This window comes from Pokkaliibacter plantistimulans (assembly GCF_003194385.1).
Classification (GTDB): Bacteria; Pseudomonadota; Gammaproteobacteria; order Pseudomonadales; family Balneatricaceae; genus Pokkaliibacter; species Pokkaliibacter plantistimulans.
The window spans coordinates 1-12,820 of the sequence record NZ_LAPT01000034.1 but is presented as its reverse complement, the minus strand read 5'-3'; the positions used below and the strand labels follow the sequence as shown (position 1 = coordinate 12,820).

Here is a 12,820-nt window from a genome sequence, read left to right as displayed (position 1 = left end):
GCAGAGGGTGAAGACCTCCCTGACTGCCTTACTGCGGCTGCACCACCAGCGTGGCGAAATAACCATAGCGCTCGCTATTGACCTTCCCTTCTGACAGTTTGACTTCATCTTCCACTTCTACCAGATAGGGTCCGGCCATCGGCCACTCTACCTTGATCTTGCCTTCGCCGTCCGTTTTCAGTGACTGGGTCAGGCGTTCATTGCGGTAGGCCGTCCCTCCCGGCGTCAGTTCAACCGCCAGATCCGCGGCTGGCTTACCATTCAGCAGAAACTGGAAGGTAGCTGGCTCGCCCGTGAACAGGTCTGCCGGATGGGTCAGGGGCACCATCTCAATACCTTTATTGGTAGGCTTAAGTGCCGCATCGGTCGGCTTACCGCGGGTAACGAAGGTCTCCACCCGCGACAGTGAATGGACGATGTGCTTGGCTTTGCCGTCATCCGGCAGCTGCGCCAGCAGGGCTTCCAGCGTGTCAGCACGCATACCACGCCCCGGCCCCTGTGGTCCCATGCCGGGCTTGCCCTCGCCCTGTGGCTTGCCTCCTTCCGCTTTGGGTTGCTCTGCGCCCTGCGGACGCTCGCGCATCACCATGTAACCTTCGTTGGTCTGCTCAAACTTGTAGGTACCGGGTTGGGTCAGCTCGTAGCTGAATACGCTGCGTCGCTTATCGGTGTAGCCTTCCACCGCAACGCCCTGACTGCCGTCAGGCATCACCGCCACCATGCCATCCAGCCGGGCTGGCTTATCCGCCTGAAAAAGGGTGTTCGACGCCGACACATCGAAAGAGACCCATTCACTTTCATGGCCACTGACAATAGGCTGCAATGGCAGAATCCAGCGGCTGTGAGCCTGAGCCTGCATCGTCACCAGCCCCATAGTCAGGGCCAGCGTCGAAACCAAAAACGTCTTTTTCATGCGTATCCGTCCCAAAGATGTACTAGCTAGGAATGGGTAAATCCGTTGATGAATCACAGCACGCAGCCTGATCAGGGTGTCAGCTGCAGCGTCACCTGACCGAGCTCCGTCTTGCCCTGCAGCTGCTCGGTATGTGCCTCAGCGGGTGGCCAGTCAAAGCTGACGCGCTGTAACTCCCGGTCCCCCACTTCACGCACCACCTCCACCGACAGCGTATATTGGCCAGCTGGCAGTGCCTGACCCTGCTGATCAATACCCTGCCACTGCAGCTGGTAGGTACCGGGCAAGCGGGTGGCACCGGAAACACCATCAATGGGGCCGTCAAGATCACGCCCGACACGCCGCCACCACTGGCTGAGATCTTTCAGCCACTTGTCTTTCTTGCCCTGTTCATGCCACACCGCCAGGGTGTTCACCGCCTGACGCTGATCATTTTCGATCCATACCGCCACATAGGGCCGGTGATATTCCGCAACCTTCATTGCAGGTACGACAAACTCAACGCGCAGGTCAGCGGCCTGACTGCTAACCGCAGCCAGCAGCAAAGGCGCAGCAACGAAGTACTTCATGCTTATCTCCAGCAAATAGACACCGCACGGCCATGTCAGCCGCCGGGGGAAAACGATGATTACGGCACAGCCACCAGATATATCAGCAACGGAATGGCGCAGCCCACGGTCACCAGCGGCCATGTTGACCCGCGCTGACTGGCAAAGTGATACAGCAGCACCAGGCCACTGACGGAAAACACCAGAATGATCACTGCCGTGAGATCGATCAGCGCACTCCACCAGGCGCCCGCATGACGTCCCTTGTGCAGATCATTAAGAATTGCCACCAACCCACGGCTTTCCTCTTCGGCCTCCACCACCCCTTCATCGAGATAGATGCTGATCTGGCGATAGCCACCCGGGCGCTGGTAATCCAGATGCAGCTCGTTATCCACCGCCTCCAGACGCTGCGGAGTGCCAGCCAGCCCCTGGCCAGACAACCATTGCAGCAATGCAGGCTGGACACTGATCCACTGCCCTGCAGCCACTGCCTTCATCAGCTGCTGTTGAAGCTCCTCTGGTAACTGCAAGTGCTGCTCTGCCTGTGTAGGGTCCGCATCAAACCAGTCAGGATGGTTGAGGGTGATCCCCGTGACGCTGAACAGCAGCAGACAGGCCAATGCCAGCGCCGAACTGATCCAATGCACGGACTTCACCGCGCGCAACACCTTGCCTTTGAGCACGTCATCACTCTCATCATGAGCAGGTCAGCCTGCTTCTGTTTGATCTTGTCTGCAGCCCGTAGGGCTGTTCTGCTGCAGGTTGCAGGTTGCAGGCGCTATGTCGTGATAGCCCGGCATCGCTGCAACGTACCGATGGCGCGCCAGTATAGCCAACGCTGCAAAAAACTCGACAGAAACACGAATGAAAATGATTATACGTAGTAACAATAGTTAAGAAATGTTACCCAGCCTCCCTCAGTCAATAATCCGCCTGCTTTTTCAGTTTTGTCAGTTAACATCAAAGACAAATATAAATTTAAATACGAAAAATTATCATTTGTATTTTTATATTTCACAGAGTAGATTCGTCGCACCTTCTCACCAGCCCTCGCACCTGGCGTGAAAGCCTCCTTTAACCCACAAGTATTCTGTAGTTGAAACAGGAGTCACAGAATGGCATCCGGCGGTATCACTTCTACTCAGCACAAAACCCTGCTGACCACAGCAGTGGGATTGGCTCTCACCTCATCAACCCTGCTGGCTCATGCCGATGACAACAGTCTGCAACTGCCTGTGGTCAGTATCGAAGGCAATCAGGTTGAAGAAGGTTACAAAGTAGAGAAGGCGGCTTCTCCCAAGTACACCCAGCCGCTGCTGGATACCGGCAAAACCATTACCGTGATTCCTGAGGAAGTGATCAAGGAACAGGGCGCCACCACGCTGCGCGATGTGCTGCGCAACGTCACCGGCATCAGCATTCAGGCAGGTGAAGGGGGAACACCTGCTGGCGACAACATGAGCATTCGTGGTTTCAATGCCCGCACTGATATCTACGTGGATGGCGTACGCGATCTGGGTACCTACACCCGAGACTCTTTCAATCTGGAGCAGGTTGAAGTGGCCAAGGGCCCGTCATCATCCATGAGCGGACGCGGCTCGACAGGCGGCTCCATCAATCTGGTTTCCAAGGCGCCGCGCCTGGACAGCTTCACCACTGCCAGCGTTGGTCTGGGCACAGACGAGTACAAACGTGCCACCATTGATACCAACCAGACCATTGGCAGTAACAGTGCTATCCGTCTCAATGTGATGGGTTACGATGCCGATACTGCTGGCCGGAATGAAGTCTACAACTCGCGCTGGGGCGTCGCGCCCTCCGTTGCCTTTGGCCTGGAAACCGATACCCGCGTTACCGTCAGCTATCAGCACATTCAGGAAGACAACATGCCGGACTACGGCATTCCCTGGGTTCCGACGACCAATACCGCACTGGCTGACTATGCCGACAAGGCCCCACCGGTCAACTTCGACAACTTTTATGGTCTGGTCGAGCGCGACTATGAAGACATCGTCAGTGACAGCCTGAAAGTTGCGGCCGAACATGACTTCAATGACAACGTCACCCTGCGCAACCAGTTCACCTATACCCGCAGTGATCGTGATTCCATCATCAGCACACCACGCTTCAACGCTGATGGCAGCACCGATATCAAGCGAGAGCTCAAAGGCCGCGATCAGGTCGACTCAATTTTTGATAATCAGACCGATCTGACCCTGCACTTTGCCACCGGCCAGGTGAAACACGATCTGGTGACCGGTATCCAGCTGACACGCGAGAAAGAAGAAACCATCACCCGTAACGTCAGCAGCAGTTCCGCGTTGACGGATCTGTACAATCCCAATCCTTACGACAGCTACAGCGCCGTGCCGGAACGCACGCCAGCCAACGTCGGGGTGACCAATACTCAATCGCTGTACGTCAACGACACCCTGCATCTGAATCCGCAGTGGCAACTCAATGGCGGTTTGCGTCTGGATCATTCGGACACTGACTACACCGTGAAAACGGCCTCTCGTACTGTACCGCTCGGCACCTATAGCAATAACGAAACCACCCTGAGCTATCAGGCTGGCGTGAATTACAAGCCACGGGAAAACGGCAGCATTTACCTGTCCTACGGCAACTCGTTCAATCCTTCAGCCGAAGGTCTGGCGTTAAGTGATGCCACCAAGGATCTGGAGCCAGAAAAGAACCGCAGCTATGAGCTGGGCACCAAGTGGGAACTGCTGGACAGCAAACTGCTGTTGAGCGCCGCGGTCTTCCGCACTGAGAAGACCAACGCACGGGAAACCGACCCCGATGACAGCACCCTGTACGTCATGAATGGCAAGCAGCGTGTGCAGGGCCTGGAGCTGGGTGCCGTAGGCCAGATCACGCCTCAGTGGCAAGTGATCGCCAGCTACACCTACATGAAGAGCAAAGTGGTCAGTTCCGCAGACGAGGACATCGTCGGCCATGAGCTGAGCAATACTCCTCGTAACTCCTTCAGCCTGTGGAGTGACTACGACGTAGGCTACGGCATCAAGGTCGGCGCAGGTGCGCAGTATGTGGATGATCGCTACAACAGTACCGCCAACCTGCGTATTGCCCCGTCCTACACCCTGTATGACGCGACCGTCTCCTATGCCGTCAATCCTGATGTTACCCTGCGTCTGAATCTGCATAACATCACAGACGAAGACTACATCGACAGCGTAGGTGGCGGACACTTTGTGCCCGGCACCGGGCGTTACGCCACCCTGACGGCAGATGTATCTTTCTGACCCATGCCTCACCACAGGGCGGTTCACTCAGCCGCCCTTTTATATTCAGGATATGACGTACCATGTTGCTTCCCATTCCCGCTGTACTGACCCAGGATCAGGTCAACGAATGCCGCAAGATCATGCAGGACGCTCCCTGGATTGACGGCAAGGTCACTGCGGGTCACCAGTCGGCCAAAGCCAAGCACAATCTGCAACTGGCCGAAAACAGTGACGCTGCACGCTACATGGGGGAAATGATTACTACCGCTCTGGCCACCAATTTGCTGTTCATGGCAGCAGCCCTGCCAGGCAAGATCTTCCCACCGCTGTTTAACTGCTATCAGGGTGGGCAGTCCTTTGGCACCCATGTCGACAATGCCATTCGCCGTATTCCCGGCACGCCGGAGCGCATCCGTACAGACCTGTCCTGTACGCTGTTTCTCTCCGATCCCGATGAGTACGAAGGCGGCGAGCTGGTAGTGGAGGATACTTACGGTACCCATCAGGTAAAACTGCCAGCCGGGCACATGATTCTCTACCCTTCAACCAGCCTGCATCACGTCACAGCCGTCACCCAGGGAGCGCGTCTGGCGTCGTTCTTCTGGCTGCAAAGCATGATTCGTCAGGACAGCCGCCGCAGCCTGCTGTTTGATCTGGACATGTCGATCCAGCAGCTCACTCAGGCTACCCCGGAGCACCCTGCCCTGATTCAGCTGACCGGCGTATATCACAACCTGCTGCGCGAATGGGCCGAGGTCTGATACGACTACCGCAGAAAACACAAAGGCCGGGGATTCACACCGGCCTTTGTACCGCAACGTCATCCCGTTTGAGATCAGGTCGCCTGAGTCAGCCAGGTAGGGACGCCGGCTTCAGCTAGCAGCAACGCAGTCTCATGCAAAGGCAGTCCTACCACCGCTGAATAGCTACCACGCACCCCCGCCACCAGGACGCCACCTTTGCCCTGAATACCATAGCTCCCGGCTTTGTCGGCAGGCTCACCCGTCATCCAGTACGCCTCGGCCTGTGCGGCTGAGACTGGCATCATGCTGACATCGGTAGTAATAACACGACTGAATACCTGCCCCGCTGTCACGATGGCGATTGCCGTCAGCACCTGATGCTCGCGCCCACCCAGTTTAACCAGCGTACGGACTGCGTCGGCCTGATCCAGCGGTTTGCCAAGAATCTCGCCGTCCAGAACAACACTGGTGTCAGATCCAAGCACCGCGACATCATCACCCTGCAACCGGGCTACAGCCTGTGCCTTTTCAATAGCCAGACGTTCCACATAAGCGGCGGGGTCTTCATCAACCAGAGGAGTTTCATCAATATCGGCCACCTGCACGGTGAACTCTGCACCTATCTGGGTTAGCAGTTCACGACGACGTGGAGACTGGGAGGCCAGAATCAATTTCATGAGAGGCTACCTGAAACAAGAAGGGAAAACGGGAGAGCAACACCAAGCAATGTGATCGGATCAGCTGACAAAAATGCGGCGCAGATCCCTGTGCACGACAAACCACCAGGGCCATAGCAAAGCGCTGATCAGACTGGGCAGCATAAAGATCAATGACTCTGCGGCACCACCCTGCCACTGCTGCAGCCAGTGCCGCACCATTTGCAAAATGCCAATCAGCATGAGCACCACGAAAGATTGCTGAATCAGCGGGAAGTTACGCAGGCGCTGATGCAGCAAAGTGGTGAGATACGCCACCACCGTCAGCCCAATGGCGTTGGCCCCGAGCGGGCTGGACTGCAGCAGATCCAGAAGTAATCCACATATCCATGCGGTCTTGACGCCCACACGCTCTGGCAATGCCATGACCCAATAGATCAGCGCCATGGCAACCCATTCGGGCCGCCCCCACTGCAGCATTTCTGGTAGTGGAATAGCACTGAGCATGAAGGCCAACAACAACGACAGCAGAATCAGCCAGCCACCCTTGGGGCCCTGCCTCATGGGGTCGCTACCTTTTTAGCAGCAGGGGTGGCAGCACTGGTGTGCGCATTCCCTGCAGCAGGCTTGGGCTTGTTGTCTTGTTTTCTTGCATCCGGTGAGGGTGCAGGGGCAGCCGTAGCGGCCGGCTTTTGCGGCGTACTCGTACCTGCGTTGGCAGCTGCATTGCTGGCAGGAGCCGGAACGGAGCCAGCCTGAGCATCGGCGCCTTCAGCGGGTACAGCAGCAGGATCAACAAGCGGCTGTGGCGACGGGAACAACAACAATACATGGCGGCTGCGGTCAAGCTGTGCACTGGGTTTGACTTTAACCAGCGCAAAAGGCTCACCCGGATCATGAATCACTTCAGTCACCTCCCCGACCGGATAACCATAAGGGAAGCGCCCTCCCAGCCCGGAGCTGATCAGCAAGTCACCCTTGGCAATATCTGCAGTGTCAGGTACATGCTCAAGGCTCAGCACACCCGGCACACCTTCGCCAAAGGCAATGGCACGCAGACCGTTGCGGTTGACCTGCACCGGAATGGCATGAGCCGCGTCAGTGATCAGCAGCACCCGACTGGTGTAGGGTCCGACCTCTACCACCTGCCCCATGATGCCGCCAGCATCCAGAACAGCCTGCCCTACATAGACGTTATCGTTACTGCCTTTGTTGAGGACGATCTGATGCTGGAAAGGGTCAGGATTGACGCCGATTAGGTCTGCCAACAGAACACGCTCATCCAGACGCTGGGAAGCGTTGAGCAATTCACGCAGGCGAATGTTTTCTGCTGTGGTAGATGCCATTTTCTGCACCTGGCGCTCAAGAAACAGCACCTGAGTACGCAGACGATCATTGTCCTGCTGCAACTGCTCGCGGTTGGCGAGCGTTCGGTCAGCAGCACTCCAGACCTGATTAGGGACATCGACCACCCACTGAAGAGGAGCGGTAAAGACGGTGAGCCAGGAGCGCACCTGCGACATCCCCGACCAATAGCGATCAGCCACCAGCAGAGACAGCGACAGGCACACCAAAACCCAGAACCACCACTTGGAAGAAGAACTACGGAAAATCGAACGCACAGTGGTTCTCTGTTATCCCTGACTTATTCGGATGACAACAGCTCAAAACCGCGGCTGTCCAACATCTCCAGTGCACGGCCACCACCACGGGCCACACAAGTCAGAGGATCATCAGCGATGATGACCGGCAAACCGGTTTCCTCACTGATCAGTTTGTCGATATCACGCAGCAAGGCACCACCACCGGTGATCACGATACCGCTTTCGGCGATATCGGAGGCCAGTTCAGGGGGGCACTGCTCCAGTGCAGTTTTAACCGCCTGCACAATGGTAGACAGCGGATCTTGCAGCGCTTCCAGAATTTCGTTGGAGTTCAGCGTGAAGCTGCGCGGGATACCTTCTGACAGATTGCGGCCACGCACATCGATTTCACGGATTTCAGCAGAGGGATAGGCACAGCCCACTTCCTGCTTGATACGCTCAGCCGTAGCATCACCAATCAGGCTGCCATAGTTGCGACGTACATAGGTTGAAATGGATTCGTCAAAACGGTCACCACCTACACGCACAGACTCGGCGTAAACGATACCGTTCAACGACAGGATAGCGATTTCGGTAGTACCACCACCGATATCCACCACCATCGAACCGGTCGCTTCATCTACTGGCAAACCTGCACCAATGGCCGCCGCCATGGGTTCATCAATCAGATAGACCTCACGCGCACCTGCCCCCAGTGCCGACTCTTTGATCGCACGACGCTCAACCTGGGTAGATTTGCAGGGCACACAGACCAGCACACGTGGGCTGGGCGTAATGAAGGAGTTTTCATGCACTTTGTGAATGAAGTGCTGGAGCATTTTTTCGGTGACATGGAAGTCAGCAATAACGCCGTCTTTCATTGGCCGGATAGCAGTGATGTTACCGGGAGTTCTGCCCAGCATACGCTTGGCATCAAGACCGACCGCCGCGACCTGCTTCTGGTTGCCCACTTGACGAATGGCCACCACTGATGGCTCGTTGAGTACGATGTCCTTGTTGCGGACATAAATCAGGGTATTGGCCGTTCCCAGGTCAATGGATAGATCGCTTGAGAACAGTCCACGGATTCGTTTGAACATGAGACTAATAGCTTCTTATGCAGGCTGATGAGTGCGTGAGCGGGCGTCAGTAAACTGCCAAACTCTAACAATGGCAGGGATTTTGAGCAAGGCGTAAATATGGTACCTTACCAGCCTTTGAGCAGCTCGCCGTCCATGCCTGGCGAACCTGACGCTCTCGCGCGATTTGAGGCGCTATTCTAGCCGAGCAGCCGACCATAAGAAACTGCTGATTGGTACAGTACTGTTGCTGGTTACAACCGGAAATACCCGGGTAAATGTCAGAATTTGTCGATATTGGCGGGTAAGCAGGCAATGACCTTGGCACGTTGTCGCTGCACTGCGACAAAGGCGCAAGGTCATCACAGCGGCAGACAGAGAGAGAGGTATGGATGGGCTGGCAAAATCTTCTGAAAGGTGGATGACACTACATGGCACTTCAGCAATCCGACGTAGAAAAAATTGCACACCTGGCCCGGCTGCAACTGGAAGAGTCCAGTGTTGAGGGATACGTGCGCAATCTTTCCAATATTCTCGCTCTGGTCGATCAGATGCAGGCGGTGAATACCGACAATGTCGAGCCATTGGCCAACCCCCTGGACGCCGTTCAACGTCTGCGTCCTGACGCCGTAACCGAGGAAAATCAGCGCGACAAGCTGCAGGCTAATGCCCCTGCGCAGGAGCGCGGACTGTTCCTGGTGCCCAAGGTCATCGAGTAATTCCTGGCACTTTTTCAACCTTAACGACAGCTGAAATCACCGGAGCCCGATCTCTGGTCTGTTTCTTCTACATATTCCGCTGATCGACAGCACAGGATGCCTTTTCCCATGCAACAACACACTCTGGCCGGGCTGGCCAAACAACTTCAGGACGGCCAGTGCTCTGCCACTGAACTGGCACAGGATTATCTGGGCCGTATCAAGGCAGACACCACCAACTCCTTTATCAGCGTGACCGAAGAGATCGCGCTGCAACAGGCGAAAGCGGCTGACGAGCGCCGCGCGGCAGGCAATGCCGGTCTGCTGACCGGTCTGCCCATCGCTCACAAAGACATTTTCTGCACCGAAGGCGTGCGCACCTCCTGCGGCTCGAAAATGCTCGATAACTTTATCGCTCCCTACAATGCCACCGTGGTGGAGAAGTGTGCTGCCGAAGGCATGGTCATGCTGGGTAAAACGAACTGTGATGAGTTCGCCATGGGTTCCTCCAACGAGAACTCCTTCTATGGTGCGGTAAAAAACCCCTGGGATGCGGAACGCGTTCCCGGCGGATCTTCGGGTGGCTCAGCCGCCGCCGTTGCCGCTGGTCTGGTACCCGCCACCACCGGCACTGATACCGGCGGCTCCATTCGCCAGCCCGCTGCATTCTGCGGTATTACCGGTCTGCGCCCCACCTATGGCCGCGTGTCGCGCTGGGGCATGGTCGCCTATGCCTCCAGTCTGGATCAAGGCGGTCCTATGGCGCGCACCGCAGAAGACTGCGCACTGCTGCTGCAGGCCATGGCAGGCTTTGACCAGAAAGACTCCACCAGCGCCCAGCGCGACGTGCCCGACTACAGCACCAGTCTCAATGCCCCGCTGAGCGGCCTGAAGATTGGTCTGCCGAAGGAGTTCTTCAACGCTGATCTGGATGGGCAGATGGCAAGCGTGCTGCAGGCTGCCATTGACGAATACCGCAAGCTGGGCGCTGAAGTGAAGGAAATCAGCCTGACCAACGTTGGCCTGTCGATTCCGGCCTACTACATCATTGCCCCGGCCGAAGCCTCTTCCAACCTGTCCCGCTTTGACGGTGTTCGTTACGGCTATCGCTGCGACAACCCCAAGGATCTGATGGATCTGTACAAGCGCAGCCGTGGTGAGGCCTTCGGTGAAGAGGTCAAACGCCGCATCATGGTCGGCACCTACGCCCTGTCCGCTGGCTATTACGATGCTTACTACCTGAAGGCACAGAAGATACGTCGTCTGATCCAGCAGGATTACATCGCAGCCCTCAATGATGTGGATGTCATCATGGCACCGGTGACGCCAACCCCTGCTTTCAGGATCGGTGAAAACACTAATGACCCTGTCGCCATGTATATGGAAGATATTTTCACCCTGTCCCTGAACCTCGCGGGTCTGCCCGGTATGTCTGTGCCCGCTGGTTTCATCGGCCACCTGCCGGTGGGTCTGCAGCTGATCGGTAACTTCTTCGACGAAGCCCGTCTGCTGAATGTAGCCCACCAGTTCCAGCAAGTGACCGACTGGCACCTGCGTACCCCAGCCTGAGCCCGGATGAGAAGAGGTATATAGAAGATGCAATGGGAAGCTGTAATCGGTCTGGAAATTCACACCCAGCTCGCCACCCAATCGAAAATTTTCTCCGGTGCCAGCACTGCTTTTGGCGCCGAACCCAACACCCAGGCCTGTGCCATTGATCTGGCACTGCCTGGCACCTTGCCGGTATTGAATGAAGAAGCGCTGCGGATGGCGGTCAAGTTTGGCCTGGCCATCGGTGCTGAGATTGGCAAGAAATCCGTCTTTGCCCGCAAAAACTACTTCTATCCCGATCTGCCAAAAGGCTATCAGACCAGCCAGTTCGAGTTCCCCATCGTCGGTAAGGGCGAAGTGGAAATTGAGCTGGAAGACGGCAGCCGCAAGGTAATTGGTGTGACCCGTGCGCACATGGAAGAAGACGCAGGCAAGTCACTGCATGAAGACTTCCAGGGCATGACGGGCATCGACCTCAACCGTGCAGGCACTCCCCTGCTGGAGATCGTTTCTGAGCCAGACCTGCGTTCAGCCAAGGAAGCCGTGGCCTATCTGAAGAAGATTCATGCCATCGTGACCAACCTCGGCATCTGTGACGGTAACATGGCGGAAGGCTCTTTCCGCTGCGACGCCAACGTTTCCGTGCGTCCCAAGGGTCAGGAAAAGTTTGGCACCCGTGCCGAGATCAAGAACGTCAACTCGTTCCGCTTTGTCGAAAAAGCCATTCAGTACGAGATTGAGCGTCAGATCGACCTGATCGAAGACGGTGGTGAAGTCGTGCAGGAAACCCGCCTGTACGATGCCGACAAGAACGAAACCCGCTCCATGCGCTCCAAAGAGGAAGCCAACGATTACCGTTACTTCCCCTGCCCTGACCTGCTGCCGATCATCATCGATGACGTCTATATCGACGCAGTGCGCCAGACCCTTCCCGAACTGCCCGACAGCCGTAAGGCCCGCTTTATGGAACAGTACGGCCTGAACGATTACGACGCTTCCAACCTGTCGGCCTATCGCGATCAGGCGGACTATTTCGAAGCCGTTGCCAAAGTCTGTGGTGATGCCAAACAGGCCGCCAACTGGATGCTGGGCGAAGTCGCCAAGTATCTGAATCAGAACAGTCTGGACATTGCCCAGATTCCCGTCCCTGCGGCCAACCTGGCACAACTGATTCAGCGTGTTCTGGATGACACGATCAACTCCAAGATCGCCAAACAGGTCTGGGATGCGATGTGGAATGGTGAAGGCGATGCTGACACCATCATTGCCGCCAAAGGCTTGAAACAGGAAACCGATACCGGTGCACTGGAACAGGTCATTGATGACGTCATCGCCAAGTGCACACCTCAGGTGGAGCAGTATGTGGCTGCCGAGCCAGACAAGCGTGGCAAGATGCTGGGCTTCTTCATGGGCCAGGTAATGAAAGCCTCGGGTGGCAAGGCCAACCCAGGTCAGGTCACCGGATTGCTGAAGAGCAAGCTAGACAAGCTCTGCTGATCACGCCTGAACAGGTCGTTGAAAATCTATCTGCGTTGCCGAATACCGCGTCAAAAACAGGCTCACAGCCAAAGGCTGAACGTGCTTTAGCACGGCCCCGAAGGGGCGAGCAAAGCGAGTCAAGTGCTCATTTAGTTCACTAAACTCCGCTTTTTCGCCTGTTTCTTGTGCCCTCGGGGTATTTCCTTGTCTCGGCTGCCTCGATAACGTTTTTCAACAGCCTGTTAACGTTGATCCTCTCCGCGCCTTCGTCACGGCTGGCCGAAGGCCGTGGCGCAGGGCTGTTGGCCATGCCCTGGGG

12 protein-coding genes are annotated in these 12,820 nt (G+C 56.3%); 5 read left to right on the top strand and 7 right to left on the bottom strand.

All coding sequences use genetic code 11. The features are described 5' to 3' along the window. Positions 1-28: 28 nt before the first annotated feature. The 3 genes from WH50_RS08215 to WH50_RS08205 form a co-directional block, all read right to left on the bottom strand. Positions 29-913 carry a DUF4198 domain-containing protein gene (locus WH50_RS08215; RefSeq protein WP_110186883.1) on the bottom strand — a complete coding sequence of 295 codons (885 nt, stop codon included), beginning with the start codon at positions 911-913 and terminating at the stop codon, positions 29-31. A 71-nt stretch (positions 914-984) separates the two neighbouring features. After that, complete coding sequence (locus tag WH50_RS08210) at positions 985-1,482, bottom strand: DUF2271 domain-containing protein (protein WP_110186882.1); 498 nt, start codon at positions 1,480-1,482, stop codon at positions 985-987. A 59-nt stretch (positions 1,483-1,541) separates the two neighbouring features. After that, positions 1,542-2,120: a PepSY-associated TM helix domain-containing protein gene (locus WH50_RS08205; RefSeq protein WP_165838358.1), complete on the bottom strand. Its 579-nt coding sequence runs from the start codon at positions 2,118-2,120 to the stop codon at positions 1,542-1,544. Between the two features lie 459 nt (positions 2,121-2,579). Here WH50_RS08205 and WH50_RS08200 point away from each other — a divergent pair, with 459 nt between their 5' ends. Together WH50_RS08200 and WH50_RS08195 are read left to right on the top strand one after the other, a co-directional pair. Continuing rightward, positions 2,580-4,730, top strand: a complete 2,151-nt coding sequence (locus WH50_RS08200; protein ID WP_110186880.1) for a TonB-dependent receptor — start codon at positions 2,580-2,582, stop codon at positions 4,728-4,730. Between the two features lie 62 nt (positions 4,731-4,792). Further along, a complete protein-coding gene (locus WH50_RS08195; RefSeq protein WP_110186879.1) occupies positions 4,793-5,473 on the top strand; it encodes a Fe2+-dependent dioxygenase in 681 nt (226 codons plus the stop codon). Positions 5,474-5,547: 74 nt separating this feature from the next. Here WH50_RS08195 and WH50_RS08190 read toward each other — a convergent pair whose 3' ends face one another. The 4 genes from WH50_RS08190 to WH50_RS08175 are packed head-to-tail and all read right to left on the bottom strand — an operon-like array spanning position 5,548 to position 8,794. Then, the gene (locus tag WH50_RS08190) at positions 5,548-6,132 is read right to left on the bottom strand and encodes a Maf family protein (protein ID WP_110186878.1); all 585 of its coding nucleotides are present in this window, start codon (positions 6,130-6,132) and stop codon (positions 5,548-5,550) included. A 60-nt stretch (positions 6,133-6,192) separates the two neighbouring features. Further along, a complete protein-coding gene (mreD, locus tag WH50_RS08185) occupies positions 6,193-6,675 on the bottom strand; it encodes a rod shape-determining protein MreD (protein ID WP_104156418.1) in 483 nt (160 codons plus the stop codon). After that, entirely contained in the window at positions 6,672-7,733 is a 1,062-nt protein-coding gene (gene mreC, locus WH50_RS08180) for a rod shape-determining protein MreC (protein ID WP_110186877.1), read from the bottom strand. The genes mreD and mreC overlap by 4 nt, the downstream gene beginning before the upstream one ends. Before the next feature lie 23 nt (positions 7,734-7,756). Further along, positions 7,757-8,794, bottom strand: coding sequence for a rod shape-determining protein (locus WH50_RS08175; protein ID WP_104156417.1), 1,038 nt, complete (start codon positions 8,792-8,794; stop codon positions 7,757-7,759). A gap of 410 nt (positions 8,795-9,204) precedes the next feature. Between WH50_RS08175 and gatC the strand changes: the two genes are divergently transcribed. The 3 genes from gatC (at position 9,205) to gatB (ending at position 12,519) form a co-directional block, all read left to right on the top strand. Next, positions 9,205-9,492 (top strand): Asp-tRNA(Asn)/Glu-tRNA(Gln) amidotransferase subunit GatC, encoded by a 288-nt coding sequence (gene gatC / locus WH50_RS08170; protein ID WP_104156416.1) that lies wholly within the window; start codon positions 9,205-9,207, stop codon positions 9,490-9,492. Between the two features lie 108 nt (positions 9,493-9,600). Continuing rightward, a complete protein-coding gene (gene gatA / locus WH50_RS08165) occupies positions 9,601-11,040 on the top strand; it encodes an Asp-tRNA(Asn)/Glu-tRNA(Gln) amidotransferase subunit GatA (RefSeq protein ID WP_110186876.1) in 1,440 nt (479 codons plus the stop codon). A gap of 27 nt (positions 11,041-11,067) precedes the next feature. Beyond that, on the top strand, positions 11,068-12,519 hold the full coding sequence (gene gatB / locus WH50_RS08160) for an Asp-tRNA(Asn)/Glu-tRNA(Gln) amidotransferase subunit GatB (protein WP_110186875.1): 1,452 nt from the start codon (positions 11,068-11,070) through the stop codon (positions 12,517-12,519). Positions 12,520-12,820: the final 301 nt, after the last annotated feature.